A 26,333-nucleotide genomic window follows, 5' to 3' on the forward strand; every position below is an offset into this window, starting at 1 on the left:
CGCGGTGTCACGGTCCAGATCAGCGTGAGTTCTGTCCGCGGCGCGGGCTCGGCCTGTCCGCGGCATGCTCATCGCGTGTCCAGCGCAGGAAGGCCGACAGGCGCAGCAGGCTCTGCTTGGTCAGGTGCAGGATGACGTACATCGCGGGTCTCCAAACGGCGACGAGCCCACGATAGCATCGTGGTGCTTTTAGCGTTGTTGACGCGGCGCAAGCTGCTCCGACAAATCCCCGCGAACGCCCGGCTCAGCTCCGAGGCGTTGCCCTGATCATCCGCGGTCAGACCCCTGCGGGTCAATGGAACCGCATTTCAAAGATCGACGCGAAGCCGAGAAAACGTTCTTCCGGAGCGTAGGGCTCCGAAAGAGAATGCTGACCGCGCCCCCGCAAAGGGGCGCGGCATTTGGCGGTGAGGCCAGCAGTCTCGCCTCAGACGGCGGCCTTCTTGATCGCGTCCAGAGTCTCGCTGCCGAACTTGCTGACGAAATCCTTCTCGACCTCGGCGGTCACGATCTTGGCGAAGGAATCGCGATCGGGGGTCTCGACGGCCTGCATGCCGGCCTTCTTGAGGGCGGCGAGGCTCGATCCCTCGGTATCCTCGTTCATCTGGCGCTGGATGCCGGCGATCTCGACTGCGATCGTCGGCAGCATCGCCTGGATGTCGGCCGGCATCGCGTCGAACTTGGTCTTGTTCATCACCACCGGGCCGGTGGTGAAGGCGTGCCGCGTCAGCGAGAGATGCTTCTGCACCTCGTTGAACTTGGCGTTGAGGATCAGCGTCACCGGGTTTTCCTGGCCGTCGACCGCGCCGGTCTCCAGTGCCGTGAACAGCTCGGTGAAGGCCATCGGGGTCGGCACCGCGCCGAGCAGCTGGAAGGCCTTGATATGGGCCGGATTCGGCGTGGTGCGGATCTTCAGGCCCTTGATGTCGGCGGCGGTTGCGACCGGGCGACGGTTGTTGGTCAGGTTGCGCCAGCCGATCTCCCAGGTGGCGAGTGCCTTGAGGTTCGAGCCCTCGAGCTCCTTGCGCAGGCCGTCGCCGATCGGGCCGTCCATGACGATCGCCGCATGCTTGCGGCTCTGGATCAGGAAGGGCAGGTCGAGCACGTTGAGCTTCGGCGCGAGCCCGGTGAAAAACGGATTGCCGGTCAGGCAGATGTCGAGCGAGCCGCCGCGCACCGCACTGATCGTCTGCGCGTCGGAGCCGAGCGCGCCATTGGCGAAGACCTGGACTTCGTAGCGGCCCTGGCTCTTGGCCTTGACCTGCTCGGCGAAGAGCAGCGCGGCCTTGTGCCAGCTATCCGCTTCGGGGTGTGGGTGGGCGAAGCGCAGCTTCGTTGTCTGCGCCAGCGCCGGGCGGCCGATGGCGAACAGGGCGAGGCCTGCGCCGGCACCGGTGAGGGCGGTCCTGCGGGTGATGCTCATGATGGCGTCCTCCTTGTGTGGTTTTGTCGTCGTCTTGTTCTGTCGTCGGGTGTGGCAGGCGCGTTAGCGCCCGTAGAACCATCGGGCCGGCACGGTGACGATCTCCGGCACGAGGATCAGCAGCAGCAGCACCGCGCATTGCGAGAGCAGGAACGGCATCACGCCGCGGATTACCTTGTCCATCGGGATGCGCCCGACGGCGCAGACCACGTTCAGCACGACGCCGACCGGCGGCGTCAGCAGGCCGATGGCGTTGTTCATGATGAACATCACGCCGAAATAGACCGGGTCGATGCCGGCCTGCTTGACGATCGGCATCAGCACGGGCGTCAGGATCAGCACGGTCGGGATGAAATCGAGCGCTGTGCCGACGACGATGACGAGCAGCATCATCGCCATCATGAGCAGCAGTTTCGACTCGATCAGCGGGCCGAGGATGCCGGCGACCTGGCCGGGGATGTCGGCAATGGTGATGAGCCAGGCCGAGACCATCGCGGCCGCGACCAGGAACATCACCGCCGCCGAGGTCTTCAGTGCGGAAAGCAGCGCCGGACGCAGATGTGCGATCTTGAGCTCGCGGTAGATGAAGGCGCCGACAAAGCCGGCATAGACGGCCGCGACCACGGCGGCCTCCGTCGGCGTGAAGGCGCCGGCCTTCATGCCGCCGATGATGAGGAAGGGCAGGCCGAGGGCCCAGAGTCCGTCGAGCAGCGCCTTGCCGACCTCGCGGCTGCTGGCGCGTTGCACGCGCGCCGCCGGTTCGTCGCGGGCCACGACGTACCAGGTGATGAACAGCGCCAGCGCCATCAGCAGGCCGGGCACGATGCCGGCGATGAACAGGCGCGTGATCGAGACCCCGGCCGCGACGCCGAAGACGACGAAGCCGATCGACGGCGGGATCACCGGCGCGATGATGCCGCCGGCCGAGATCAGCCCGGCCGCGCGCGGCAGGTTGTAGCCGGCCTGCCGCATCATCGGCAGCAGGATGGCGGCCAGCGCGGCGGTGTCGGCGACGGCCGAGCCGGAAATGCTCGCCATCACCAGCGCAGCGATGACCGCGACATAGCCGAGCCCGCCCCGGACGTGGCCGACCAGCGTCACCGCGAGCGCGATGATGCGTTTTGACAGGCCGCCGGCATTCATCAACTCGCCTGCGAGCATGAAGAAGGGCACCGCCATCAGCGGGAAGGAATCGGCGCCGCCGACCAGGTTCTGCGCCAGGATCTGGGCGTCGAAGGTGTCGAGCTGCAGCATCAGCGCGACACCGCAGACCAGCAGGGCGAGGGCGATCGGCATGCCCAGCGCCATGGCGCCGAGCAGCGAACCGAGGAAAACGAAGACCGTCACCGCCGCTTCTCCTCGGCCTGATGCGCCTCGAAGGCGGTCAGCTCTTCCGATTCAGCCCCGAAGATCAGCTCGGAATCCGGCATGCGGCCGGTCAGCAGGCGCGCCAGCGCGATCAGGTTGAGCGCCGCGATGCCGATGCCGCCGGCCAGCCCGGCGAAATAGGTCACGGCCACGGGCACGCCGGTGACCGGCGCATGATTGTCGAGATTGATCACCGCCTGCTGCCAGCAGCCGATGATCAGCAGCGCCATGCACAGCAGCGAGAGCGCCTCGACCGCGAGCCGGCACCACCAGCGGCCATTGCGGCCCAGCATGGTGACGACGGTGGTCATGCCGAGATGCTGGCCGTCCTTGGCGACGAGGAAGGCGCCGCCGAAAGTCAGCCAGACGAAGACCATCCGGGAGACCTCCTCCGACATGATGATGCCGGAGTTGAAGCCGTAGCGCAGCACGACATTGCCGAAGACCATCGCGATCATCACGACGAAGCCCGCGATCAGCAGGTCCTCGGTGATCCGGAGCAGCGCGGCACGTAATTTCATGACTTCGCTCCGGCTGCCGCCGCGGGCGCCAGCCCGTACCAGCGGGCGGCATTGTCGTGGAACAGCGCCAGCCGTTCAGCAGGCGACAGGTCCGTGGTCGCCGCCTTGAAGACGTCGAAGATCGTGCCGAAATCGGCGCAGAGGCCGTCCACCGGGAAGTTGCTGGCGAAGGCGCAGCGTTCGACGCCGAAGGCCGAGATCATGCCCGCGATCACCGGCGCCTGCAGTTCGAGCGTCCATTCGCGGCCGGGCACGCCGATGCCGGAGATCTTGGCGACGACATTGGGCTGCTTCGCCAGGCGCTCCAGCGCGGATTGCCAAGCCGCGAGCGCTTCGGCGCTGCGGTCCGAGGGCAGGCCGGAATGGTTGAGGATGATCGTGGTGTCCGGGAAATCGCGCGCGAGCTCCGCCGCCTCGTCGAGATGCCACCACGGCGTCTGCAGGTCGAAATGCAGGCCGGCCGGGGCGAGCTTGGCATAGCCCTCGCGCCATTTCGGATCGCGCATCGAGCCCGGGGCATTGAAGCCCGCCTGATGCGCCTCGCGGCTCACCGCCGCCGGCTTGTGGCGGACGCTGCGTACGATCGGCATGTCGCGATAGGCGGCAGCGACCGAGGTCGCGTCCTCGCGGTCGAGCCAGATCTGGCCGATCGCAGCGTCGGGTGCGCCATGCTCGGCTGCGACCTCTGTCGTCCAACGCATCTCGCCGACGGGGTCGCGCGGATCCCACTCGCCCTCCATCAGCACGCTGCCGACGACAAGATGGCCGGCGGCCACGCGCCGATAGTCGGCCGGCAGGAAGTCGCGCCGGATCGCCGTGTAATCGCCGTAGCGGAAATTCGTCAGGATGTGGTCGCTCAGCCAGGGATGATGGTTCCGGCCGAGATCGAAGAAATGGTGATGCGGATCAATGATCGGCAGGACCGCATCATCCCCGGTGTCGAGGAAGCGGGCGCGTTGTGCGGGGGAGGCGACGGGCATCTGCTCAGTTTCCGGCGGCTGTTCGGGCGCGGCCGGGCGACGAGCCGGGCCGGTCGGAGGCCGGGACTGGGCACATATCGCGGTCTCCCCGATGTTTCCTCGATGGTCTCGTCGCTTGAGCGATCGTTTGGCAGGCTATGCTGTATGCTGCATACAGCATAGCCTTAACAATGTGTCAAACCTTGCCGGTGTTGAACAGGGCGTCCTGCTCGCGGCGCAGCTGCACCAGCGTCGTCGACTCATCCAGCGCGATGTCGGCGCAGGTCAGGATCGCGCCTCGTGCCACCGGCCGCACGACAGGCCGGCCAGCGGTCAGGTAGTACGGCACGGGCTCGTCGGCGCCGAGCGGACGGGCCGGCTGCAGCAGCGGCTCGAGCCCGCCGATGACATGGCGATAGCCCATGGTCAGCGTCTCGCCGGGGACGAGGTCGCGGCTGGCGCGGGCCACGAGGTCGACGCGCGGCAGCACCTCGGCACCGCCGGTCGACTGGCCGAGCAGCGCGGCCGAGAGGGCCGACATCGGCGCTTCGGCACCGAGCAGATGGACAGGATTGTGCACCAGCACATAGCGGCCATCGGGCGAGCAGGGGATGCCCTTCCCGGCGAACAGCGCTCCGGTCGTAAGATCAGGCGCCTCGGCGATGACGAAGACCCCGCCGGCGAAGGACAATTCGTCCGGCCGGCGCAGGCAGTTGAACATGTCGACCTTGCCGGAGCCGGAGAGCAGGCCGCCCTCGGAAGCGGGCCGGAAAAGCGTCGGCAGCTCGGTGGTGCGCGCGATCGGTGCGTGCATCTCGGCGATATCCGGCATCAGACCGGTATGGTTCGAGACGATGCCCATCTCGCAGAGGTCGGGCACGGTAGCGCGCGGGAAGGGCAGCTTGGCGCGCTCGGCCAGCAGCGGCAGCGGGTTGCTGCCGAGGCGCCCGAAAGCGGCAGCGAAATCCTTGGCGTCGGCCGGGGTTTCCCAGGCGGTGACCGTGCCGGTCTCCGGATCCCAGACGAAATCCGACTCGCTCGACTTGCCAGCCGCGACGATCGGCAGCCCGAGCATGCGCGCCCAGCCGATCAGGCCGATCAGCAGGCTCGGCTGATCGCCGTCGACCGGGGTGTGGACGACGCCATTCTGCTTGGCCTTGTGTGCCAGGATCGGGCCGATGATGCACTCGGCCTCCTTGGTCACCATGACGCAGTGGCGGCCGTTTTCGATCGCGGCGAGGGCGACTTTGGCTGCGCCTTCCGGATCGCCGGTGGCCTCGACCACGAGGTCGACGGCTAGGCTGGCGAGATGGTCGGAATTGTCGATCAGCGCGACGAGGCCGCGCTCGAGCGCAGCCTTCGCTTCGGCCGCACTCCGGCAGTCCGCGAGGTCGCCCTCGCTGAAGCCGCCCGCGAGCGCGGCCTTGCGGGCGCGGCCGAGATCGAGGTCGCAGACCACGCGCGGCGCTATATGCGCGGTGCGGCGGGCCTGGCCGATGAAGCTGGCGCCGAATTCACCGGCGCCGACGAGGGCAGCCGAAACGACACGCCCGGCGACATCCGGCCGGGAGGCGAAGAAGTTCTCGATGTTCAAGGTCTTGGACTTTCAGTTCGGGATTGAAACGGGCCGTGTCAGACCGGCAGGCCCTCGATGGCGTAGAAGCGGGCGGGCGCACCATCGGCGTTCGGAATCAGCAGCGGCGCTGCCGAGAACAGGTTGCGCGGCGCGCTGAGGCGGCTGGTGTTGCAGACGTACTCGATCAGCGTGACGCCGTGCGAGAGCAGGACGTGATGCGTCACATGCTCCGGCTTCGGCACCTCCTTGCCTTCGAGCAGGAGGCGGATCGGGTAATCCTGCGGGAAGTCGAAAGCGACGGCGGTCGGCTTGCGGGCCGCGAGCCACTGCGCCGATTCGAGCGTCAGCCAGGGCGCTTCGGTCCAGAAGGTCTTGTCCTGGTAGTCGCGCCGGTCGCTCCAATGGGCGGCGAGCAGGAGGATTTCGCCCTCCTCGCCGCCGGGATCGGCCGCCGCGAGGTGCTCGGGCTCGATCGGCGCATTCGCCGGGCGGGCGCTGAGATCGAGCACGCGGCAGGCGCCGACCACTTCCGAGAGCGGCGTCGCCTCGATCGTCGGCGCGCCCGCGACGAAATGCGCGGCGGCGTCGACATGCGAGAAGCCATGGCAGGGGCCGGCGATCTTCGAGACGCGGAACTGGTCACCCGCGGCGATGTCGCCCTTGATCGAAAGCTCGACGGGCCAACGGAAATGCGGCGCGATCGGCATGCTGAGGTCGATGATTTTCATGGCAGCATCCAGCAGAGCTTGGCTCCGCCCTCAAAAAAATGTTGCGGGCGGGCTCTCGGTAGAGGGTCGACATCTTGCATGCAAGAAAATTTGACCGTCAAGTGTGACGGGAGTGTACAACCGGCCATGACCATTTCGGACGATACGACGCCGCTCGCGGCGCTTCTCGCGCAATTGCCGCCGCCCGAGCCGGGCAAGCGCAAGGGCCATCTGCACGGCAACACCGTCGCACGGCTGCGCAATCTGATCGTTACCGGCGTGCTGGCGCCGGGGACCAAGCTGAACGAGCGTGAGCTCTGCGATCAGCTGGCGATCTCGCGCACCCCTGTGCGGGAAGCGATCAAGACGCTGATCCAGGACGGCCTGCTGCGCGCTCTGCCCAATCATTCGGCCGTGGTCTCGGAGCTCGATCTCGACGAGGTCGTGGCGCTGATCGAGGTCGTGACGGTGGTCGAGGGCCTCGCCGGCGAACTGGCGGCGAAGAACATCAGTGATGAGGCCGTAGCCGAGATCGGCATGCTGCACTACCGCATGCTGCTGCATCATGCCCGCGACGAGCTACCCGGCTACTTCGAAGCCAACAAGGCTTTCCATCGCCGGATCGTCGAACTTTCGGGTAATTCGATCCTGCTCTGGGTCTGGGAGCTGTTGGCGCTCAGGGTCGATCGCGCCCGTTTCTCCTCCAATCTCTGGCCGACACGCTGGCGGACCGCGATCGAGGAGCATCAGCAGATCCTCGATGCATTGACCGCGCGCGATTCCGCCCGCGCCGGCCAGGCGCTGCGCAGTCATGTCCGCAACGGCCTCGAGGGGCTGGTCGCCTCGCTGCGCGCGAAGCAGGCGGCCGCGCAGCCCGAGGCCGAACGAGGCAAGAAGCAAGGCGGGGCCACCTCGCGATAGCGCCGCATCTTTCGGCAGGGCGCCGAACGCGGTTGACGGCCCGCATTCTTGCATGCAACTTTTCCGGTGAGGCCGCGCAGACGGCTCGTACGGTCGCTGCTGACAAAGCCGGCGGCCGGCTGCAATCACCGGGGAAGGAAGAACGCCATGGTCGGGAAGATCACGTGGACGCGTCGCTCGCTGCTGGGGGCCGGCGCGGCGCTCTCGGTGTCGCTGCCTGCGATTAGGCCGGCCCGAGCAGCCGTCGAATTGCGCCTGACCCACCCGGCCGACATGAGCCATCCCGTGCATATCGAAGCCGAAGCGATGGTGAAGCGCATCGCCGAGCGCACCAACGGCCAGGTCAAGATCACGATTTTCCCGAACAATGCGCTGGGCTCGCCGGTCGAGGCGGCGCAGCAGACGCGGCTTGGCGCCATCGACATGATGATGCTGAACCCGGCCAATATCGAGGCGCTGTCGAAGACGATCGGCGTCATCAACATCCCCTACCAGTTCGACAGCTATGAGCACGCCCACAAGACGCTCGACGTCACCGCGCGCGACTGGATCGCCGAGCAGCTGAAGACCGCCGGCTTCACCTGGATCTCCAATCTGGAATGGGGTTTCCGGGCCGTCACCAACAGCCGCCGGCCGATCAACCAGCCGGCCGACGTGCAGGGCCTGAAAATCCGCGTCCCGCCCGAGCTCGCGATCAAGGCGGCTTTCGAGGCGCTCGGCGCCAGCACCCAGACCATCGCCTTCCAGGAAGTCTATCTGGCGCTCGCCAACAATGTCGTGGACGGCCAGGACAACCCGGTCGGCACCACCTTCGCCGCGAAGTTCTACGAGGCGCAGAAGCACATCGCGCTGACCAAGCACATCTACGCTTCGATCATGTTCTGCGCCAATCCGCGAGTCTGGAGCAGCAAGCTCAACGAGGAGCAGCGCAAGATCGTCATCGAGGAAGGCACCAAGGCCGGCGCCGGGGCGCGCAAGGGCGTGCGCGACAACGAGGACAGCAACCTCGCGGCGATGGAGAAGGCTGGTCTCGCGATCACCCGGCCGGATGTCGCGCCCTTCCGCGACAAGATGGGGCCGGCCTACGACCAGCTCCGCAAGGCCCTCGGCGACAAGACCTGGGACGAGTGGACCAAGCTCGTCGCGGCCGCACGCACCGCCTGACCACAGCCTACAAGATAAAGAAAAGGGTCGACGCGCGATGCTGGTCACCGCGGTACTTCTCGGCGTGTGCGTCGTCATCATGCTGGGCATCCCGATTGCCGTAGCCCTGGGGCTGGTCGCGATCGGGACGATGGTTGCGACGGCCGGCCCGGAGCTGCTCGTCATCTTCATCCAGCGCACCTATGCGGGTACGACCTCGTTCCCGCTGCTGGCGATCCCGTTCTTCGTCCTCGCCGGCAATCTGATGAATGTCGGCGGCACGACCGAGCGCATCTTCGGCGTCGCGCAGCTCTGCATCGGGCGCATTCGCGGCGGCCTTGCCCATGTCAACGTCGTCGGCAGCGTGATCTTCGCCGGCATGTCCGGCTCGGCGATCGCCGATGCCGCGGGCATGGGCGTGATCGAGCACCGTGCCATGACCAAGGCCGGCTATACCGGCAGGTTCGCCGCCACCATTACGGCGGTTTCGGCGACGATCGGGCCGATCATTCCGCCGAGCATTCCCTTCGTGATCTATGGCAGCCTCGCCAATGTTTCCGTGGGCGCCCTGTTCATGGCCGGCGTCGTGCCGGGGCTGCTGATGGCCGTGTCGCTTATGGCGGTCATCGCGGTCGCCGCGAAATGGATGAACCTGCCGCGCGGCGAGGGCATGCCGCCCTTGCCGGTGGCAGCCCGGATCGTCCGCACCGCCTTGCCCGCGCTCGCCCTGCCGCCGGCGATCCTGCTGGTGATTCTGACCGGCTTCGCGACGCCGACCGAGGCGGCCGTGGTCGCCGCAGCCTATGCCTTCGTCCTTGGCCGGTTCGTCTACGGGGAGCTGAGCTGGGATGACACTATCGCCGTGCTCTGGGAAAGCGCGCGCCAGACCGCTCAGGTGATGTTCATCATCGCACTGGCGGCGCCCTTCGGCTGGGTTCTGGTGCAGCAGCAGATTCCCAATGCCGTGCTGACGGCGCTGCTGACGCTCTCCTCCGAGCCCTGGATGATCCTTTTGATCATCAATGTAGCGCTGCTGGTCCTCGGGATGTTCATCGAGGGCATCGCGCTGATGATCATCGCCTTCCCGGTGCTGCTGCCGATCACGGTCCAGCTCGGCATCGACCCGGTCCATTTCGGCGTGATCCTCGTGCTCAATCTGATGATCGGATTGGTGACGCCGCCGGTCGGGCTCTGCCTCTACGTCGTCGCCGGCATCGCCAAGATCTCGATCGGCGAAATCACGCGCGAGATCTGGCCCTACGTCTTGGCGCTGATCGGCGTGCTGATGCTGATCACCTATGTGCCGGGCCTCTCGCTCTGGCTGCCTCATGCGCTGGGCTATGGAGTGACGCGATGATCGCCGCGCTGGAAGTTCTCGACAGGCTCGTCGCCGTCACCTGCAAGGTCGCCGCGATCCTGTGCATGCTGGGCGTCTTCGTCCTGCTCGGGGCCGCGATCGTGCTGCGGATCGTGCCGCTCTTCACGATCGCGGGCTATGACGAGATCATCGAGTTCCTGTTCATCTGGATGGTGATGCTAACCTCGCTCGCGCTCTGGCGCGAAGGCGTTCTCTACCGTGTCGTGATGCTCGAGAGCCTGCTGCCGCCCAATCTGCGGCGCATGCTCGAGATCCTGATTAACCTCGCCATGTTCGGCTTTGCGCTGATCCTCGTCTTCTACGGAATCGAGTTCATGCAGATGGCCGGCGAGACGACGCCGTTCCTCCGGCTCGACAAGGGCTGGTGGTATGCCGCCATCCCCGGCTGCGGCGCGCTCATGGCCGTTTACAGCCTCGTCTGGCTCTACCGCGTCGTCCGCGGCCAGGGCGAACTCCATTCGACCACTTCACTCGTCGGCTGACAGCGCCGTCCGGAAAGGCAAGCACTCATGGCCCGTCTTGCAGGCAAGGTCGCGATCCTCACCGGCGGTGCCGGCGGCATCGGCGCGGCGACCGCCGAACTCTTCGCCGAGGAGGGCGCGAAGGTCGCGCTCGTCGACATCGACGCCTCGGCGCTCGCCGAGGTCGGCGCACGGATCCGTGCAGCGGTGCCGGGCGCGGAAATCCTGGAGATCGCCAGGGATGTCGGGCAGGAGGCTTCGGCGGCGGCGATCGTTGCCGAGACGCTCTCCGCCTTCGGCCGGCTCGACATCCTCGTCAACAATGCCGGCATCCGCTCCTATGAGCCGCTCGACGAGGCCAAGGCCGAGACTTGGCAGAAGATCCTTTCCGTGAACCTGCTGAGCTATGCCTATCTCGCCCGGGAGGCGCTGCCGGCGCTGCGGCAGGCGGGCAAGGGCGCGATCGTCAACATCTCCTCGACCCACGCCTTCAACCCGCGCGGCGGCATGGGCCAGTACGACGTCGCCAAGGCCGGCATCATCTCGATGACCAAGACGCTGGCCTTCGAGGAGGCCGATCGCGGCGTGCGGGTCAACGCCGTCTGTCCCGGCCTGACGCTGACGCCGTTCCATGTCCGCCGCTTCGCCCCGCAGGGCAAGAGCGAGCAGGATTTGCGGACCGAGAAGGTCGACCACAACATCCAGCGCCGCTGGGCGGATCCGCGCGAAGTCGCCTGGCCGATCCTCTGGCTCGCTTCCGACGAGGCGTCGTTCATGACGGCGTCGGTGATCATGGCCGATGGCGGCACCCGCGTCTGACGGCGCGGGTACCGGGCAGCGGATAGTTCAGGCGGACTACTTGCCCTGCCAGTTCGGCGTCCGCTTGCCGAGGAAGGCTTCCATGCCCTCGCGGAAGTCGGCGCTGGTGTAGCAGAGCGCGACGAGGTCATCGCCGTCGACACCGGCGCTGGCCGCCTCGGTGAGGCGCCGCAGTGCCTCCTTGGTGGCGCGCATGGTCAGCGGCGCATGGCTGCGGATGGTCTCGGCGAGCTCGTTCACGCGCGCCAGCAGCGCCGCGTGGTCGGCGACGAGCTCGTTGTAGAGGCCGACGCGATGGCCTTCATCGGCCTCGACCAGCCGGGCGGTGAAGATGATGTCCTTGACGCGGGCCGGGCCGAGCAGGCTGGCGAGCCTTGCATAGTTCGCCATCGACAGGCAGTTGCCGAGCGTGCGCGCTACCGGGAAGCCGAAGCGGGCCGATTGCGTCGCGATCCGGAGGTCGCAGGCGCAGGCGATCGCCGCGCCACCGCCGGTGACCGCGCCGGAGATCGCCGCGATCGTCGGCACCGAGCAGCTCTCGATCGCCGTGATCACCTTCTCGATGCGGTTCTCATAGGCGAGCGCATCCTCGGCGGTCTTGAACTCGCGGAACTGCGCGATGTCGGTGCCGGCCGCGAAGGCTTTCTCGCCGGCGCCGGTCATCACGATCACCTTGGGCGCGCCGTGGCTCTCGGGGGCGCTGCAGATCTCTGCCAAACGCTCATACATGGCGAAGGTCAGCGCATTGCGGGCCTGCGGCCGGTTCAGCGTGATCGTGCCGATCCCGTCGGCGACGTCGTAGAGAATCTCGTCAGTCATCGGAAAACCTCTTCAGATCGCGCCGTCGGCGCGCAGTTGCGCGATCGCCGCGGCGTCATAGCCGAGCTCGGCGAGGATCTCGTCATTATGCTCGCCGGCGTCCGGGGTCGGCGAAACCACGCTCGCCGGGGTGCGCGACAGGCCGACAGGCTCGCCGATGACCCGGATGTCGCCGAGAACCGGGTGGGTGACGGGCTGCGCGATGCCGAGATGCTGCACCTGCGGATCGTCGAACATGGCGTCGACCGAGTAGATCGGCCCCGCCGGCACCGAAGCCTTCTCGCAGGCGTCGAGCCAGTAGGCGCTGTCCTGCGTCGACATGATCTTCTCGAGCAGGATGCGCAGCTCAGGCCGTGCCGCATAGCGCTTCTCGACGCTGTCATAGCGCGGGTCGCTCGCCAGCTCCGGCCGGCCGAGCACCCCGCAGAAGGAGCGCCAATGCCCTTCGGCGCCGACGCCGAGATTGATGTGGCCGTCGCGCGTCGCATAGACGCCCATCGGGGTCGCGTAAGGGTGGTCGTTGCCGGCCTGGGGCGGCACCGTGCCCTCGACCAGGAAGCGCGCCGCCTGGAAATCCATCATCGCGATCTGCGCCTCGAGCAGCGAGGTCTGCACCCACTGGCCCTTGCCGGAGACCGCGCGCTCCTGCAGCGCGACCAGCGCGCCGATCGCCCCGTAGAGGCCGGCGGCGGAATCGGCCACTGCGATGCCGGCCCGCACCGGTCCCTGGCCCTGAAGGCCGGTGACCGACATCATGCCGCCCATGCCCTGGGCGATCTGGTCGAAGCCGGCACGCAGGCGATAGGGGCCGGTCTGGCCGAAGCCGGAGACCGAGACCAGGATCAGGCGCGGATTGAGCGCATGCAGCGTCTCGAAATCGAGGCCGAGCCGGTCCTTCACGTCCGGGCGGAAATTCTCGATCAGCAGGTCGGCATCGGCGATCAGCCGGCGCAGCACCGCCTTGCCGGCTTCCTTCTTCAGGTTGAGCGTCAGCGAGCGCTTGTTCCGGTGCAGGTTCTGCATGTCGTAGCCATGCCGGGCCCCGCTCATGTTCTCGTTCGGGTCGACCCCCGGCGGGCTTTCGATCTTCAGCACGTCGGCGCCGAAATCGGCGAAGATCCGGGCGCAGGTCGGGCCGGCGCGGACCCGGGAGAGATCGAGGACGCGCAGATTCTCGAGCGCGGAGGACGGTGTCGGACGAGGCATGATGTTCCGGAAGGGCTCTATAGGGGGCGCGACTATCCCGTCATCGGCCGGGAGCGTCAACGCTAAAGCCATTTTGTATGCAAGATTTGCGGGCTGGCTATGTGCACTGCGCTCGCGACGCGGCTTCACGAGGCGGAGAGCGGCGCAACCTTCGGCCGCGATGCCGTTGCGTCGCTTCTCTGCTGCACTATCTTCAGCAGGCCCGGTGACGGCCGACCACGAGCGATCGGCGAGATCGATGCTGTCCGGGCGTTTTCCTCGAATGGAAAGAGATCGTCATGCGCTATCACACGCTTGGCCAAACCGGCCTGCTCGTCTCCGAACTATGCCTGGGCACCATGACCTTCGGCGGCGGCGACGAGGGCTTCTGGGGGCATATCGGCAGGCTCGAGCAGCAGGAGGCGGACGCGCTGGTCCGGACGGCGCTCGATGCCGGCATCAACTTCATCGACACCGCCAATGTCTATGCCGAAGGGCGTTCGGAGCAGATCACCGGCCAGGCCCTGCGCAACCTCGGCATTGCCCGAGATGAGGTCGTGGTCGCGACCAAGGTCTTCAGCCGCATGGGGCAGGGCCCGAACGGCAGCGGCGCGAGCCGTTACCACATCATGGAGCAGGAGAAGGCCAGCCTGAAGCGCCTTCAGCTCGACCATGTCGATCTCTACCAGATTCATGCCTTCGACAGCGTCACCCCGATGGAGGAGACGCTGGAGGCGCTCGACAGCCTCGTCCGCCAGGGCCACGTCCGCTATGTCGGCGTCTCGAACTGGGCGGCCTGGCAGGTCGCCAAGGCGCTCGGCATCTGCGAGCGGCGCCAGCTCTCCCGCATCGCCTCGCTGCAGTCCTACTACACCATCGCCGGCCGCGATCTGGAACGCGAGATCGTGCCGATGCTGCTCTCCGAGAAGGTCGGCCTGATGGTCTGGAGCCCGCTCGCCGGCGGCCTGCTCTCCGGCAAATACGACCGGCGCAACGAGCAGGGTGGTGATGGCCGCCGCGCCAGCTTCGACTTCCCGCCCGTCGATCGCGAGCGCGGCTACGACGTCATCGACGCGATGCGCGGCATCGCCGAGACGCATGGACGCAGCGTCGCGCAGATCGCGCTCGCCTGGCTTCTGCACCAGCAGGCCGTGACCAGCGTGATCGTCGGCGCCAAGCGCCCGGAGCAGCTCGCCGAGAATCTGGCGGCGGTCGATATCGTCCTGTCGCCCGAGGAGCTGGCGAGCCTCGACGCGGTCAGCGCCCTGCCGCGCGAATATCCCGGCTGGATGCTGGAGCGCCAGGGGGCCAACCGCACCAAGCCGGACCCGCGCTGAGACCAATGCGTTCCTTTCCGGCGTAATATCAGGATCTTCCGCCGGAAATCTGAATCGATCTCGCAGGGCCCTGAATCGCGATGGCAACTGTCGAAGCCGGCTCTGCGAGGAGCGGCCTCGGCGGCCGGCCCGGTTCATGCTAGGTCGACGTGAGAGGAGCCTGTCCCGGCTGATCGTGCGGCCGGGAGCGCGGCCGGCCGGAGGGCGGGATGACGACAAGCGAGAAGCCTGACAGTGAAGTTGCGGACGCGCAGCACTTGCGCGCCCTGGTCGGCGAGGTCCATCTGCTCGCCGAGCGCAAGGTGATCGACCGGCTCGACCATTTCTGCCGCGACTTCATCGCGCTCTCGCCCTTCCTGGTGCTGGCGAGCTCGGACAGCGAGGGCCGCGCCGATGCGAGCCCGCGCGGCGATGGGCCAGGCTTCGTGCAGGTGCTCGACGAAAAGACCCTGCTGATCCCCGATCGACGCGGCAACAACCGCGTCGACAGCTTCGGCAATGTGCTGAGCTCGCCGGGCGTCGGGCTGGTCTTCTTCGTGCCCGGCATCAACGAGACGCTGCGGGTCAATGGCCGGGCCAGGCTGACGCGCGACGAGGCGCTGCTCGAACCGACGACCGTGCAGGAGAAGACGCCGAAGCTCGGCCTGCTCGTCGAGGTCGACGAGGCCTATTTCCATTGCGGCAAGGCCCTGATCCGCTCGAAGCTCTGGGCGCAGGATGCGCAGGTCGAGCGCGGCAGCTTCCCGACGCTCGGGCGCATCGTCGCCGAGCAGACCAAGGCGGTGGACGCGGCCGAGGCCGATGCCAATCTCGAAGAGGCCTACCGGACGCGGCTCTACTGAGCCGCGCGCTTCACTGGCCGTCGATCGACACGCTCTTGACCACGGCATAGACGGACTGGCCGGGCTTCAGGCCCAGATGCGCCGCCGATTTGCTGGTCAGCCGCGCGAGCAGGCTGGCGCCATTGCAGTCGATCCCGATCTCGAGGGCCGATCCTCCGCTCCGGCGCGCGCCGATCTCTGCGATGGTGCCGCTCAGCACGTTGAGCGCGCTGATGCCTTGCAGCGGCTGCAGGCTGATCAGCACGTCGCTGGCGAGGATGCGCACGCGCAGCTGGCTGCCGAGAGGCTGCGCCCGATGTGGTACCTGAACCTGCCCGGCCTGGGTTTCCAGCACGGAGAGGCCGTGCTCGGGTTCATGGCGCAGGATGCGCGCGTCGAGAACCGAGCCGGCTTCAGGCGCTGCCGACAGCAGCGGCACGTCCGGCCGTGACATCAGGTCGATCGTGCTGCCGCTGGCGATGACGCTGCCCTGATCGAGCACGACGAGATTGGACGCCAGCCGCGCAACCTCCGCGACCGAATGCGAGACATAGACGATCGGAATGCCGAAAGCGTCGCGCAGGCGCTCGATGTAGGGCAGGATTTCGGCCTTGCGCGCTTCGTCCAGCGAGGCGAGGGGCTCGTCCATCAGCAGAAGGCGCGGTTTGGCCAGCAAGGCGCGACCGATGGCGACGCGCTGTTTCTCGCCGCCCGAAAGCCTCCCGGGGTGGCGGTGGAGCAGGTGCCCGATGCCGAGCAGATCCAGCACGTCCGCGATCTCGCTGCCGACGGTATCGGTCTTGGGCGCGAACCACTGGCCGTAGAGCAGGTTCTGCCTGACCGTGAGATGCGGAAACAGCCGCGCCTCCTGGAAGACGTAGCCGATGCGGCGCTTGTGCTTGGGTACGAAGATGCCGCGTTCGCTGTCGAGCAGCACCTGCCCGTCGATCGCGATGCGCCCGCGCTGTGGCCTAATGAGTCCGGCGATGATGTTGACCAGCGAGGTCTTGCCGGAGCCCGAGCGTCCGAACAAGGCGGTCAGGCGGCCGTTCGAGGTGAAATCGGCCGCGAGCGCGAAGGCGCCGAGCTGGTGCGAAACCGCGATTTCGATGGCGTTGGTCATTCGACTGCGATCCGCTTTCCGATAACCCGCGCCAGCACCTCGGAGGCGAACAAGGCCGCGACCGAGATCGCGATCGAGATCAGCGTCAGCCGCAGCGCGCCGGCGTCGCCGTTCGGAACCTGGGTGAAGGTGTAGATCGCTGAAGGCAGGGTCTGCGTTTCCCCGGGAATGTTGGAGACGAAGGTGATGGTGGCGCCGAACTCGCCCATCGCCTTGGCGAAGCACAGGATCATGCCGGCAAGGATGCCGGGCAGGCAGAGCGGCAGCGTCACGGTGAGGAAGACCCAGGCCGGGCTCGCCCCGAGCGTACCGGCCGCATCCTCCAGCTTGCGGTCGACGGCCTCGATCGAGAGGCGGATCGCGCGGACCAGCAGCGGAAAGCCCATCACGGCGCAGGCCAGCGCCGCCCCGGTCCAGCGGAAGGAGAGTACGATCCCGAACCAGTCATAGAGCCATTGGCCGATCGGGCCGCGCCGGCCGAAGCCGATCAGCAGCAGGTAGCCGGTGACGACGGGCGGCAGGATCAGCGGCAGATGCACGACGGCATCCAGCAGCGACTTGCCCCAGAACCGTCCGCGCGCCAGCAGCCAGGCGATGGCGATGCCGAATGGCAGGCTCGCCACCATCGCAGTGGTGGCGACGAGCAGGCTAAGCCGGACCGCCGTCCATTCCTCGGCGGAAAGCCAGTCGCTCACGAAGAGCTGGCAGGCTTGTTCAGAACCGTGAAGCCCTGCTTCTCGAACGAGCCCTTGGCGCCGTTGCCGCGCAGGAAGGTGAGGAAGGCGGCGGCGTCGGGGTTGGTCGAATCCTTGGTCACCGCGACGGGGTAGATGATCGGCGGGTGGCTGTCCTCCGGGAAGGTCGCGATCACCTTGACCTTCGGATCGGCGGCGGCGTCGGTCGCGTAGACGATGCCGAGCGGCGCTTCGCCACGGGAGACGAGCAGCAGCGCGGCGCGGACATTATCGGCCTGCGCGACCTTGTCCTTGACCTTGTCCCAGCCGCCGAGCTTCTCCAGCGCCGCCTTGCCGTATTTCCCGGCCGGCACGGAATCGACATTGGCCATGGCGAGGCGGCCCGCGCCGAGCGTCGCGGCGAGGTCGACGCCGGGCGCCAGCGTGGCGGTCGCGGTCGAATCGGAGGGGGCGATCAGCGCGATCCGGTTGGCGAGTAGGCTGACGCGGGTATCGGGCTTGATCAGGTTCTTTCCGGCCGCATAGTCCATCCAGTCGAGATCGGCCGAGAGGAACATGTCGGCGGGGGCGCCTTGCTCGAGCTGCTTCGCGAGCGCGCTGCTGGCGGCATAGGAGATCTTCGGCGCCGGCTTGCCGCTCTCCTTGACCCAGCTGGCGGCAGCCTCGTCCAGCGCGTTCTTCAGGCTGGCGGCTGCGAAGATCACCAGTTCCTTGGACTGCGCCTGCGCCTGGGAAGTGGCTGCGGCGAGGCCGATCAGCAGCGAGGCGGCAAAACCCAGGACTTGACGACGGGGGAATGACATTGCTGACCTCGCTTTGGCTGTTGTCGCTATATTCAGTTGAATATAGCGCAAGGCTGCAAAGGTCGAGTCCGCATGCCGCGGCTCGTCGTTCCATCTGGAGACGATCATGAAGATCAGCGCCCGCAATCAGCTCAAGGGGACCATCGTCGAGATCACCAAGGGCGCAACCACCGCCCATGTCCGCCTCGATGTCGGCGGCACGATCGTCACCTCCGCAATCACCAATGCCGCGGTGGACGAGCTCAAGCTGGCGGTCGGTCAGAAGGCCTATGCCGTGGTCAAGGCTTCAGACGTGATGATCGCAATCGACTGAGGCTGAGCCGCCGGAGTGATTGCCGGCCTGCGTCGGCCCGGCTAGCCTCCCGAAAAGAAAAAGGCCCGCGCCGGAGCGCAGGCCGAAGTCTAGGGAGGAAACGCCCAAGGAGGGCGCCACAGCATCTCTGCTGCGGTGCACAAGAGATAGGGCGTTCCGCGGTGCGGTACAAGGGGGAAAGGGCAGAATTGCTGTCCTTTTTTTGTGCAGCTTGCTGCCTCTTGCGCCGGCCGTGGAAATGGCAGGATGCGACCATGGCTTTTGGGCAACGGGCAATCGGAAACGCTGTCGCCGGCCTCGTATTTCTGCTGGCGGCGTCGGCCGGATTCGGCTTCCGCACGGTCGCGCAGATTCCGCCGTCGGAGGCCGAGATCGCCGCCTATAGCGGGCTGCATGCTGCGGCCCATCGCGGCGACATGGCCGCGCTGGAGCGAGTTCTGGCGCAGAAGCCGGCTCTCGATGCCCGCGACGGCCATGGCCGCACAGCGCTGCATGTCGCAGCCCATGCCGGCAAGCGCGAGATCATGCGAGCCCTGGTCCGGGCAGGGGCCGATCCGCGTGCGCTCGACAGCCAGCGCTATGACGCGATCACGATCGCGGCGGTCAATGACGATGTCGAGACCATGCGGGTCGCGCTTGCCATCGGCGGCGATGCGCGGGCCGTCACCAGCCCCTATGCCGGCACGGCTTTGATCGCCGCCGCCCATCTCGGCCATGACGAGGTCGTCAAGGCGCTGATTGCGGCCGGTGCGCCGCTCGATCATGTCAACAATCTCGGCTGGACCGCGCTGATCGAGGCCGTGATCCTCGGAGATGGCGGCCGGCGCCATGTCGAAACCGCCCGCGCGCTCGTTGCGGCCGGTGCCCGCCGCGACATTGCCGACCGCAGCGGCACGACGCCGCTCGATCATGCCCGCCGCCGCGGCTATGCGGCGATGATCGCGGTTCTGGAGGTTCCCTAGCTCGGAAATTGCGGGTCGGGCAGGCCTGCTACCAAGGCCGTCAGACCGTCGCTGTAGCGCTGGCGCAGATCCGTCCAGTAGGGGTGGTTGCTGTCGTATTTTGCGAGCGTACGCGTCGAGAAGCTGCCGCTCTCGTAGTGCAGCATGTCGATCGGAGGCGCGACCGAGAGATTGCTGCGGATCGTCGCGTCGAAGGAGAGCAGGGCGAGCTTGGCGGCCTCGTCGAGCCCGCTCGTCGGGCTCAGCGCCCGGTCGAGGATCGGCTTGCCGTACTTGGTCTCGCCGAGCTGGAGAAACTGCGTGCGGCCGAGCGCCTCGATGAAGTTCCCGGCCGAGTAGACCTGGAACAGCCGGTGCGGCTCCCCGGCGATCTGCCCGGCAACGAGGAAGGTGCCGTTCGGGTCGCCATAGGGCTCGACGAAGCTGCGGTTGAGCCGCAGCACCTCGCGCAGCGTGCTGCCGACGATCTGGGCCACGTCGAACATGGTCCGGGCCGCCAGGATGTCCCGGTTCTCGACGCTGCCGGCGCTCTCCTGCTTGTGGCGGCTGTACTGGCGGATCATCGTCACCACCGCCTGCGTGGTCGCGAGATTGCCGGCCGAGAGGATGGCGATGACGCGCTCGCCCGGCACTTCGAACAGGGCGAGCTTCTCGACCACGGCGATCTGGTCGACGCCGGCGCTCGACCTTGAATCGGAAGCGAGGATCAGCCCGGCGGGCAGCAGGATTCCAAGGCAATAGGTCATCGCGCGCCTCCGCAGCGATCGCCAGCATGACGCAGCTCGGTCGGACTTGCCAAGGCCGGCACGAGACGAGAGCCTCGCGCGGGCCGATTGCCCGGCGGCTGACGGGATGCGAGGCTGCGCCCGAGAAGGCCCGCGTGGGCCGGCGGCTGGAGCCATGGGCGGATGCAGGGTCTTTCCGAAGTCGTCGCCGCGGTCCATGCCGATGTTGCCGGCCATATCGGCGCCGGGCGCGTCGCCGACTACATTCCGGCCTTGTCGCAGGTCGACCCCAGGCGCTTCGGCATCGCGGTCATCACCTGCGATGGCGTGCGGGCCTTCGCCGGCGATGCCGCGGTCCCGTTCTCGATCCAGAGCATCTCCAAGGTCTTCACCCTGACGCTGGCGCTCGAGCGGGTCGGGGCGCGGCTCTGGCAGCATGTCGGCCGCGAGCCCTCGGGCTCGCCCTTCAATTCGATCGTCCAGCTCGAAGAGGAGCGCGGCGTGCCGCGCAACCCCTTCATCAATGCCGGCGCGCTCGTCGTGACCGATGCGCTGCTCGCCGGCCGCCGGCCGCCGGAAACGATCGCGGAAATTCTCGGCTTCCTGCGCGCCCGCGCCGATGATGCCGAGGTCTCGATCGACGGTGAAGTGGCGCGCTCGGAAGCGCAGACCGGCTTTCGCAATGCCAGTCTCGCCAACTTCATCCGGGCTTTCGGCAACCTCCAGAACCCGGTCGCCGAGGTGCTCGAGGTCTATTTCAATCAGTGCTCTCTGCAGCTGAGCTGCCTTCAGCTCGCCCGGGCCGGCCTCTTCCTGGCTGCAGACGGCGTCGACCCGCTCAGCGGCGAGACGATCTGCCGGCCGGCCCGGGCCCGCCGGGTCAAGGCGCTGATGATGACCTGCGGCCATTACGACGCGTCCGGCGAGTTCGCCTTCAAGGTCGGCTTGCCCGGCAAGAGCGGCGTCGGTGGCGGCATCCTCGCCATCGCGCCCCGTCGCGCCGCCATCGCCGTCTGGTCGCCGGGGCTCAATGCCGCCGGCACCTCGCTGGTCGGCGCCTTGGCGCTGGAGAGCCTGGTGGAGAGGACCGGCTGGTCGGTGTTCTGAGGCCGGCGGGCGGAGGCCCAGGCCGGTCTCAGAAGCTGACCCTCAGGGTTGCGGCTCCGGCATAGGACTGGGTGTTCTGCGAGAGTTCGGCGTCGAAGCGGGCGCCGAGGCTGACGGTGTTCGAGAGCCGGACATCGATGCCGGTGGCGATCAGCGCCGCATTGCGGTCGGGCCTCGTGCCCTGGAAGCCGAAGCCGGCGCCGGGCAGGCCGATCAGGCTTGCGGCGAACTGGTTGTCGCGACGGGCGTAATAGCCCCAGCCGAGCTTGCCGAAGGCGGTGGTCGAGAGCCCGAACAGGGTGGTGGCCGCATCGACCCTGAGGCCGAGTTCGGCGCGGGCAGTGGTGCCGTCGCGGCTTTGGACGGCGACGCCACTGGGCAGGCCGGTAACGCCGTCACGCTCGACGAAGCTCGGAGTGCGAAGGTTCTGGGCGGTGAAGGCGGCGTAGGGCGAGGCGCTGAGCCCGCCGAAGGAGGCGAGGCGCCAGGCGGCTTCCGCGCGGCCGCTCCAGATCTCGGCGCGATATTTGGCGCGGACGGCGAAGGCGCCGATCAGCGGAATGGCGCGGTTCGTCTCGACATCGGCCGAGGCATAGCCGAGCGAGGCGCCGAGCGAGAGTGCGCCGATCCGGGTCATGCCGTAGAGACCGGCCTGCAGCATGTCGGCCTTGGCGTCGCCGAGGGCGCCGGACAGGCTGGAGCGCGTTTCGCCGGCGGCGATCGCGACGCCGAGGATGGTGTCGGGCAGGACGCGCAGATCGACGCCGAGCGCGAGATGGCCGCTCGAAGCGTCGCTGGCGTGGCTGCCGCGCGCGATGTCGGCGCCCGAGCGGCTCTTGCTGCCGAAACCCTGGCCCCAGACATTGTAGAGCGGGTCGGGCACGAATTGCGGTGCGATGCGCGGGCCCTTCGCCGAGGGCAGCTCGGCCTGCGAGCCGGTCGAGGCGTAGGAGCCGGCCGTGGCGAAGGCGCCGGCGGCTCCGGGCATGGCATTGGGATCACGGCCGGTGGCGAAGGGGTCGAGCATCGCCCGCAGGAAGCCGCCGGCGGCCTCCCAGCCCATCATGCCGATGGTGGAGTGGACTTCGCCGCTCAGGGTATCGAGGGCCGCGATCAGGGCCTGGCGGTCACCGCGGGCATAAATCTGGTAGAGGAAGGAGGGATCGGCGCCGTTCGCTACGGCGCGGTCGATCGCGGCGGCCACCGACCAGGTGTTCAGCGAGAGGCCGGAGGCCGTGCTATAGACGGGATTGGGCGCCGGGCTCGGCGGATTGCCCGGTGACGGGCTCGGGGGCACCTGTTCCGGATTCGAGCCGGCATCGACGAGGGAGCCGGGCTTCAGCGTCACCGTGACGTCGTTGCCGCCATAGGTGACTTCGCTGGTGACGCCGACGCCGAAGCTGCCGCTGGTGTTGACGGCGCCGAAGGTACCGCTGCGCCCACCCGCCGCGCTCAGCACGGTATAGGGCGCGTTGAAGCTGTAGCTGCCGCCGCCGGCGACAAGCTGCAGTGTGCCGGCAAGGCTCGCCGTGCCGCCGACGCTGAGCAGATCGGATGCCCCGCCGACGATCTCGGCCCGATAAGTCGAGCCGGCATTGAAGGTCACGTTGCCGCCGACCGTCAGCATGCCCACCGAGTTTCCGGGCGAAAGCGTGGCGCCGCTGGCCAGGGTGAGGCTGCCGATCATGCCGCTGCCGCCGAGCGTTCCGCCGGCGAGGACCGAGACCGCGCCGCCGAGCGAACCACCCGAGGCATCGCCGACCAGCAAGGTGCCGCCGGAAATAGAGGTCGTGCCGCTGAAGCTTCCACCGTTGCCGGTGAACAGGGTTGTGCCGGCATGATGCTCGATCGTGCCGGCCCCCTTGATCTCGGCGGCGAGCCGAAAATCGGTGCTGGTGTGGTTGAACACCAGCTTGCCGGTGCCGGCGCCGAACTGGACAGTGGCGGCGTCAATCACGCCGGCTGCCGCAGCTGTGCTGCCCGCGGCTGCGCCAATGTTCAGCGTGCCCCGGCTACCGGCTCCAAGCGCGATGTGGACCACGCCGCGCAGCGTTGCGCTGTCGGAGAGCGTCAACTCGCCTTTGCCCAGGTATCCGACTGCGGTGTACGTGCTGCTGGCGATCAGGCTGCCGGCGCCGCGCAGCTCCGCTCGGCCCTCGCCAGTGGCCGTGGTGCCGAGGAGCAGATGTGTGCCCTGAAGCACGCCGCCTGCGTTCACCGAGATCATGGCCGCGGAGCCCTGGCCTGCCCAGATCTGCCCCGCCTCGAAACGACTGCCGGCTCCCGTGACCGTCAGCGCGCCGGAGGAGTTGGCGCTGCTGGCGAGATTGATACGCCCCGTCTTGGCGGTGGCGCCGCCGCTCAAGGTGAACTCACCGCTGCCGCTGCTGCCGATGGTGAAGATCCCGCTCGCAATTTCCCAGCGCGAGCCGGTCCCGCTGACCGTGACCTCTCCGACACCGGTCGAGCTGCTCCCGAGGGTCGTTCCTCCCGTGATGATCGCCTTGCCGCCCGCAGCAACGGAGATCGTGCCGCGGCCGTTGCTGCCGATGGTGCTGCTCCCGCTCGCTGTCCACTGGGAGCCCGCTCCCGAGATCGTTAGCGTGCCGTTGCCAGCCCGGTTGGTCGTGCTGTTGTGATGCACGCCTATGGTCATGCTGCTCGTGGTCAGCGTGCTGCCGCCGAGGACTTCTACCGTGCCGGCTCCGTAGGAGCCGATGTTCATCGAGCCGCCGTTCCAGCTCGACGCCGCTGAAAGCCGCGCCAGTCCGGATTCTGTCTCCCGCGCATTGCCCGCATTGTTGATAGACTGCTCGCCGATAACGGCTGTGCCGGTCGTCAGGCTGGCGCCGCCCTGGATGTCGAGGCTGGCGCCGCCGAGGCCGTTTTCGTAGCCGACGAACAGGGTTCCAAGGCTGGTTGTCCCGCCCGAAATGACCGGCATCGCCGGCGCCGGGCCCGCGACGACCGGGTTGCTGCCGGCTGTTGGGGCCACGCCGGTGTTCCAGTTGTCGCCGTTGTTCCAGTCGCTGCTCGCACTGCCGTCCCAGCGCATCTGCGCCTGGGCCAGCCCGGGCAGGGCGAGGGCGATGGCCGTACTGCCGAGCAGGCACGCCAAGGAGCGGTTCCGATAGGAAATCCGGTTAGCCATCGCAGGACGGGCTCTCGCAATGTTTGCAGCAGACGATCCGGGCCGGAGGAACCGGCCGGAGCTACGTCAACTGCGCCCTGCCTGGAGAGGCAGCGGCACCGGGGGCGAGAGTCGTCATCACCCACCGCGCCGCGAGGCCCGGGCTCTGGAGAATCCTGAGTTAACGTAACGTTAGAATGACTTGCATGCAGTCAATTTCGGCGGAAGGCCAAAACGAAACGCCGGGTGGCGATGCCACAAAGAAACCGTAATCTGTGGCGCCTGGGCCACAGTTGCCGCAGGCGGGCGCCCGAGTGTTCCAGCGGCGCCACGCCCGAATGTGAGTGAAAGGCTGAGATGCGCCTCAGCCCTTTGCCGGGCCGGTCGCGATCGGGCGGGCGCTCGCGCCCCATTCCGACCAGGAGCCGTCATAGATCGCCCGTGCAGGCTTGCCGAGCGTCTCCAGCGCGGCCGAGAGGATCGCGGCCGAGACGCCCGAGCCGCAGCTCGTCACCATCGGCTTGTCGAGGTCGACACCGGCCTCGCGGAAGGCGGCGGCGAGTGCCTCGGGCGCCTTGAGCTTGCCGTTCGCCACCAGCGCCGAGGAGGGCAGGTTGAGCGCGCCCGGCATATGGCCGGAGCGGACGCCAGGCCGCGGTTCCGGCGCTTCGCCGCGGAAGCGATCGGCCGGGCGGGCATCGACGATCTGGGCCGAGCCGGTCTCCAGTGCCTTCGCCACATCGTTCATGTCGGCGACGGCGGAATGGTCGAGGCGCGCCGTGAAGCTGCGGGGCTGGCGGGCACGGGGCGCGCCTTCCTCGACCGGGCGGCCCTCGGCCAGCCATTGCGGCATGCCGCCGTCAAGGATCACCACGTCGCGGGCACCGAAAGTGCGGAAGGTCCAGCGGACGCGCGGCGCCGAGAACAGGCCGAGCCCGTCATAGACCACGATGCGCATGCCGTCGCCGATCCCCATGGCGCCGACCGCTGCGGCGAAGGCCTCGGGGCGCGGCATCATATGCGGCAGCGCCGAAGTCGTGTCCTTCACCGCGTCGATGTCGAAGCGCACGGCGCCGGGGATGCGGCGCTCGGCATATTCCGCGGCCGGGTCGCGGGCGTGGGCCGGCAGGTACCAGGAGCCGTCGACGACGACGATGTCCGGCGCGTCGAGCCGCTCGGCCAGCCATTGCGTGGAGACGAAGACATCGTTGCTGGCCATGGGAGCTTTTCCTCGAAGGAGTCTGATTTCAGTGACTTGAAGGGAGATCTTCAGGCGAGCGCGATGCGGACGCGCCGGTTCTGCTTGCCCTTCTTCTCGATGTCGGTGACCAGGACCTCACCGATCTCGGAGGTGTTGCGCACATGCGTGCCGCCGCAGGGCTGGAGGTCGATCTCGCCGATCTTGACCAGCCGGACGCGGCCGGAGCCGCGCGGCGGCTTCACCGACATCGTCTTGACCAGGCCGGGATTGGCGTCGAGCTCCTCGTCGGTGATCCAGCTTTCGGTGACATCCGCATTGCGCGCCACGAGCGCGTTGAGCTTCTCGGCGATCTCGGCCTTGTCGAGGCCGCCTTCCGGGATGTCGAAATCGAGCCGGCCGTCGCCCTCGCCGATGGCACCGCCGGTGACCGGATAGGGCAGCACGACGCTGAGCAAATGCAGCGCGGTGTGGATGCGCATCCGCTTCAGCCGCCGCTGCCAGTCGAGTCGGGCGGTGACGGCGTCGCCGATGGCCGGAGCCGCCTGGCCTTCGAGCGGGACGTGCAGGATGCGGCTCTTGTCTTCGGGATTGTAGATCGCGGTGCCGATCGTGATCTCGCGGCCATCGGCCGTGACCAGCAGGCCGGCATCGCCGGGCTGGCCGCCTCCCGTGGCGTAGAATACCGTCCGGTCGAGCTCGATGCCGCCGCGTTCGTTGATGGCGAGCACGGTCGCCATGGTTTCGCTCTGATAGGCGTCGGCGCGGAACAGCAATTCGGTCGGCATGAAGATCTCCCTGGGATCGTCAGCTTATCGCAGGCCCGGCGGCCGCGGCAA

General features: G+C 67.7%; 26 protein-coding genes. 10 read left to right on the plus strand and 16 right to left on the minus strand.

Features of this window, described 5'->3' with window-relative positions; translation table 11 throughout:
- Positions 1-19: 19 nt before the first annotated feature.
- The 7 genes from AC1REK_RS19685 to AC1REK_RS19715 all read right to left on the minus strand — a co-directional run bounded on the left by AC1REK_RS19685 (position 20) and on the right by AC1REK_RS19715 (position 6,575).
- Positions 20-142, minus strand: coding sequence for a hypothetical protein (locus AC1REK_RS19685; RefSeq protein WP_316018050.1), 123 nt, complete (start codon positions 140-142; stop codon positions 20-22).
- A 285-nt stretch (positions 143-427) separates the two neighbouring features.
- Complete coding sequence (locus tag AC1REK_RS19690; RefSeq protein WP_492268756.1) at positions 428-1,423, minus strand: TRAP transporter substrate-binding protein; 996 nt, start codon at positions 1,421-1,423, stop codon at positions 428-430.
- A gap of 63 nt (positions 1,424-1,486) precedes the next feature.
- Complete coding sequence (locus tag AC1REK_RS19695) at positions 1,487-2,770, minus strand: TRAP transporter large permease subunit (protein WP_492268755.1); 1,284 nt, start codon at positions 2,768-2,770, stop codon at positions 1,487-1,489.
- Positions 2,767-3,312 (minus strand): TRAP transporter small permease, encoded by a 546-nt coding sequence (locus AC1REK_RS19700; RefSeq protein ID WP_492268754.1) that lies wholly within the window; start codon positions 3,310-3,312, stop codon positions 2,767-2,769. The genes AC1REK_RS19695 and AC1REK_RS19700 overlap by 4 nt, the downstream gene beginning before the upstream one ends.
- On the minus strand, positions 3,309-4,292 hold the full coding sequence (locus AC1REK_RS19705; RefSeq protein ID WP_492268753.1) for an amidohydrolase family protein: 984 nt from the start codon (positions 4,290-4,292) through the stop codon (positions 3,309-3,311). The genes AC1REK_RS19700 and AC1REK_RS19705 overlap by 4 nt, the downstream gene beginning before the upstream one ends.
- Before the next feature lie 175 nt (positions 4,293-4,467).
- The gene (locus AC1REK_RS19710) at positions 4,468-5,865 is read right to left on the minus strand and encodes an NAD(P)H-dependent oxidoreductase (RefSeq protein WP_492268752.1); all 1,398 of its coding nucleotides are present in this window, start codon (positions 5,863-5,865) and stop codon (positions 4,468-4,470) included.
- 38 nt (positions 5,866-5,903) lie between these two features.
- A complete protein-coding gene (locus tag AC1REK_RS19715) occupies positions 5,904-6,575 on the minus strand; it encodes a cyclase family protein (protein ID WP_492268751.1) in 672 nt (223 codons plus the stop codon).
- A 126-nt stretch (positions 6,576-6,701) separates the two neighbouring features.
- On the opposite strand from AC1REK_RS19715, the gene AC1REK_RS19720 reads away from it, so the two are divergent.
- The 5 genes from AC1REK_RS19720 to AC1REK_RS19740 all read left to right on the plus strand — a co-directional run bounded on the left by AC1REK_RS19720 (position 6,702) and on the right by AC1REK_RS19740 (position 11,276).
- Positions 6,702-7,475 carry a GntR family transcriptional regulator gene (locus AC1REK_RS19720; protein WP_492268750.1) on the plus strand — a complete coding sequence of 258 codons (774 nt, stop codon included), beginning with the start codon at positions 6,702-6,704 and terminating at the stop codon, positions 7,473-7,475.
- Positions 7,476-7,622: 147 nt separating this feature from the next.
- A complete protein-coding gene (locus tag AC1REK_RS19725) occupies positions 7,623-8,639 on the plus strand; it encodes a TRAP transporter substrate-binding protein (protein WP_492268749.1) in 1,017 nt (338 codons plus the stop codon).
- Positions 8,640-8,676: 37 nt separating this feature from the next.
- On the plus strand, positions 8,677-9,975 hold the full coding sequence (locus tag AC1REK_RS19730) for a TRAP transporter large permease (RefSeq protein WP_492268748.1): 1,299 nt from the start codon (positions 8,677-8,679) through the stop codon (positions 9,973-9,975).
- The gene (locus AC1REK_RS19735) at positions 9,972-10,478 is read left to right on the plus strand and encodes a TRAP transporter small permease (protein WP_492268747.1); all 507 of its coding nucleotides are present in this window, start codon (positions 9,972-9,974) and stop codon (positions 10,476-10,478) included. Before AC1REK_RS19730 ends, AC1REK_RS19735 begins: the two co-directional genes overlap by 4 nt.
- Positions 10,479-10,505: 27 nt before the next feature.
- A complete protein-coding gene (locus tag AC1REK_RS19740) occupies positions 10,506-11,276 on the plus strand; it encodes an SDR family NAD(P)-dependent oxidoreductase (RefSeq protein ID WP_492268746.1) in 771 nt (256 codons plus the stop codon).
- Positions 11,277-11,312: 36 nt separating this feature from the next.
- Here AC1REK_RS19740 and AC1REK_RS19745 read toward each other — a convergent pair whose 3' ends face one another.
- Complete coding sequence (locus tag AC1REK_RS19745) at positions 11,313-12,095, minus strand: enoyl-CoA hydratase/isomerase family protein (RefSeq protein ID WP_492268745.1); 783 nt, start codon at positions 12,093-12,095, stop codon at positions 11,313-11,315.
- Positions 12,096-12,107: 12 nt separating this feature from the next.
- Positions 12,108-13,301: a CaiB/BaiF CoA transferase family protein gene (locus AC1REK_RS19750; RefSeq protein WP_316018037.1), complete on the minus strand. Its 1,194-nt coding sequence runs from the start codon at positions 13,299-13,301 to the stop codon at positions 12,108-12,110.
- Positions 13,302-13,579: 278 nt separating this feature from the next.
- On the opposite strand from AC1REK_RS19750, the gene AC1REK_RS19755 reads away from it, so the two are divergent.
- Positions 13,580-14,617, plus strand: a complete 1,038-nt coding sequence (locus tag AC1REK_RS19755; protein WP_492268744.1) for an aldo/keto reductase — start codon at positions 13,580-13,582, stop codon at positions 14,615-14,617.
- 209 nt (positions 14,618-14,826) lie between these two features.
- Positions 14,827-15,459 carry a pyridoxamine 5'-phosphate oxidase family protein gene (locus AC1REK_RS19760; RefSeq protein WP_492268743.1) on the plus strand — a complete coding sequence of 211 codons (633 nt, stop codon included), beginning with the start codon at positions 14,827-14,829 and terminating at the stop codon, positions 15,457-15,459.
- Between the two features lie 10 nt (positions 15,460-15,469).
- Here AC1REK_RS19760 and modC read toward each other — a convergent pair whose 3' ends face one another.
- Genes modC through modA form a run of 3 tightly spaced genes read right to left on the minus strand, consistent with a single transcriptional unit; the run spans position 15,470 to position 18,059 of the window.
- A complete protein-coding gene (gene modC / locus AC1REK_RS19765) occupies positions 15,470-16,561 on the minus strand; it encodes a molybdenum ABC transporter ATP-binding protein (protein WP_492268742.1) in 1,092 nt (363 codons plus the stop codon).
- Positions 16,558-17,256 (minus strand): molybdate ABC transporter permease subunit, encoded by a 699-nt coding sequence (modB, locus tag AC1REK_RS19770; protein WP_316018033.1) that lies wholly within the window; start codon positions 17,254-17,256, stop codon positions 16,558-16,560. Before modB ends, modC begins: the two co-directional genes overlap by 4 nt.
- The gene (gene modA, locus AC1REK_RS19775; RefSeq protein ID WP_316018032.1) at positions 17,253-18,059 is read right to left on the minus strand and encodes a molybdate ABC transporter substrate-binding protein; all 807 of its coding nucleotides are present in this window, start codon (positions 18,057-18,059) and stop codon (positions 17,253-17,255) included. Before modA ends, modB begins: the two co-directional genes overlap by 4 nt.
- 106 nt (positions 18,060-18,165) lie before the next feature.
- Between modA and AC1REK_RS19780 the strand changes: the two genes are divergently transcribed.
- Positions 18,166-18,372, plus strand: coding sequence for a TOBE domain-containing protein (locus tag AC1REK_RS19780; RefSeq protein WP_316018031.1), 207 nt, complete (start codon positions 18,166-18,168; stop codon positions 18,370-18,372).
- Positions 18,373-18,626: 254 nt separating this feature from the next.
- Positions 18,627-19,334 carry an ankyrin repeat domain-containing protein gene (locus tag AC1REK_RS19785; protein WP_492268741.1) on the plus strand — a complete coding sequence of 236 codons (708 nt, stop codon included), beginning with the start codon at positions 18,627-18,629 and terminating at the stop codon, positions 19,332-19,334.
- Here AC1REK_RS19785 and AC1REK_RS19790 read toward each other — a convergent pair.
- Positions 19,331-20,080, minus strand: a complete 750-nt coding sequence (locus AC1REK_RS19790) for a proteasome-type protease (protein ID WP_316018029.1) — start codon at positions 20,078-20,080, stop codon at positions 19,331-19,333. The genes AC1REK_RS19785 and AC1REK_RS19790 overlap by 4 nt on opposite strands.
- Before the next feature lie 162 nt (positions 20,081-20,242).
- Here AC1REK_RS19790 and AC1REK_RS19795 point away from each other — a divergent pair, with 162 nt between their 5' ends.
- Positions 20,243-21,166 carry a glutaminase gene (locus AC1REK_RS19795; RefSeq protein ID WP_492268740.1) on the plus strand — a complete coding sequence of 308 codons (924 nt, stop codon included), beginning with the start codon at positions 20,243-20,245 and terminating at the stop codon, positions 21,164-21,166.
- 28 nt (positions 21,167-21,194) lie between these two features.
- Here AC1REK_RS19795 and AC1REK_RS19800 read toward each other — a convergent pair whose 3' ends face one another.
- The 3 genes from AC1REK_RS19800 to AC1REK_RS19810 all read right to left on the minus strand — a co-directional run bounded on the left by AC1REK_RS19800 (position 21,195) and on the right by AC1REK_RS19810 (position 26,282).
- A complete protein-coding gene (locus AC1REK_RS19800; protein WP_492268739.1) occupies positions 21,195-24,284 on the minus strand; it encodes an autotransporter outer membrane beta-barrel domain-containing protein in 3,090 nt (1,029 codons plus the stop codon).
- A 376-nt stretch (positions 24,285-24,660) separates the two neighbouring features.
- Positions 24,661-25,515, minus strand: coding sequence for a 3-mercaptopyruvate sulfurtransferase (gene sseA, locus AC1REK_RS19805; RefSeq protein ID WP_492268738.1), 855 nt, complete (start codon positions 25,513-25,515; stop codon positions 24,661-24,663).
- 50 nt (positions 25,516-25,565) lie between these two features.
- Positions 25,566-26,282: an alanyl-tRNA editing protein gene (locus tag AC1REK_RS19810; RefSeq protein WP_492268737.1), complete on the minus strand. Its 717-nt coding sequence runs from the start codon at positions 26,280-26,282 to the stop codon at positions 25,566-25,568.
- Positions 26,283-26,333: the final 51 nt, after the last annotated feature.

It is taken from the genome of Allobosea sp. GW823-FHT02B03, assembly GCF_058797755.1.

Bases quoted from the DNA above. Each gene is read 5' to 3' on its own strand.
- AC1REK_RS19685 (WP_316018050.1), bottom strand. From the start codon at position 142: ATGTACGTCATCCTGCACCTGACCAAGCAGAGCCTGCTGCGCCTGTCG.
- AC1REK_RS19690 (WP_492268756.1), bottom strand. From the start codon at position 1,423: ATGAGCATCACCCGCAGGACCGCCCTCACCGGTGCCGGCGCAGGCCTC.
- AC1REK_RS19700 (WP_492268754.1), bottom strand. From the start codon at position 3,312: ATGAAATTACGTGCCGCGCTGCTCCGGATCACCGAGGACCTGCTGATC.
- AC1REK_RS19705 (WP_492268753.1), bottom strand. From the start codon at position 4,292: ATGCCCGTCGCCTCCCCCGCACAACGCGCCCGCTTCCTCGACACCGGG.
- AC1REK_RS19715 (WP_492268751.1), bottom strand. From the start codon at position 6,575: ATGAAAATCATCGACCTCAGCATGCCGATCGCGCCGCATTTCCGTTGG.
- AC1REK_RS19720 (WP_492268750.1), top strand. From the start codon at position 6,702: ATGACCATTTCGGACGATACGACGCCGCTCGCGGCGCTTCTCGCGCAA.
- AC1REK_RS19725 (WP_492268749.1), top strand. From the start codon at position 7,623: ATGGTCGGGAAGATCACGTGGACGCGTCGCTCGCTGCTGGGGGCCGGC.
- AC1REK_RS19730 (WP_492268748.1), top strand. From the start codon at position 8,677: ATGCTGGTCACCGCGGTACTTCTCGGCGTGTGCGTCGTCATCATGCTG.
- AC1REK_RS19735 (WP_492268747.1), top strand. From the start codon at position 9,972: ATGATCGCCGCGCTGGAAGTTCTCGACAGGCTCGTCGCCGTCACCTGC.
- AC1REK_RS19740 (WP_492268746.1), top strand. From the start codon at position 10,506: ATGGCCCGTCTTGCAGGCAAGGTCGCGATCCTCACCGGCGGTGCCGGC.
- AC1REK_RS19745 (WP_492268745.1), bottom strand. From the start codon at position 12,095: ATGACTGACGAGATTCTCTACGACGTCGCCGACGGGATCGGCACGATC.
- AC1REK_RS19750 (WP_316018037.1), bottom strand. From the start codon at position 13,301: ATGCCTCGTCCGACACCGTCCTCCGCGCTCGAGAATCTGCGCGTCCTC.
- AC1REK_RS19755 (WP_492268744.1), top strand. From the start codon at position 13,580: ATGCGCTATCACACGCTTGGCCAAACCGGCCTGCTCGTCTCCGAACTA.
- AC1REK_RS19760 (WP_492268743.1), top strand. From the start codon at position 14,827: ATGACGACAAGCGAGAAGCCTGACAGTGAAGTTGCGGACGCGCAGCAC.
- modC (WP_492268742.1), bottom strand. From the start codon at position 16,561: ATGACCAACGCCATCGAAATCGCGGTTTCGCACCAGCTCGGCGCCTTC.
- modA (WP_316018032.1), bottom strand. From the start codon at position 18,059: ATGTCATTCCCCCGTCGTCAAGTCCTGGGTTTTGCCGCCTCGCTGCTG.
- AC1REK_RS19780 (WP_316018031.1), top strand. From the start codon at position 18,166: ATGAAGATCAGCGCCCGCAATCAGCTCAAGGGGACCATCGTCGAGATC.
- AC1REK_RS19785 (WP_492268741.1), top strand. From the start codon at position 18,627: ATGGCTTTTGGGCAACGGGCAATCGGAAACGCTGTCGCCGGCCTCGTA.
- AC1REK_RS19790 (WP_316018029.1), bottom strand. From the start codon at position 20,080: ATGACCTATTGCCTTGGAATCCTGCTGCCCGCCGGGCTGATCCTCGCT.
- AC1REK_RS19795 (WP_492268740.1), top strand. From the start codon at position 20,243: ATGCAGGGTCTTTCCGAAGTCGTCGCCGCGGTCCATGCCGATGTTGCC.
- sseA (WP_492268738.1), bottom strand. From the start codon at position 25,515: ATGGCCAGCAACGATGTCTTCGTCTCCACGCAATGGCTGGCCGAGCGG.
- AC1REK_RS19810 (WP_492268737.1), bottom strand. From the start codon at position 26,282: ATGCCGACCGAATTGCTGTTCCGCGCCGACGCCTATCAGAGCGAAACC.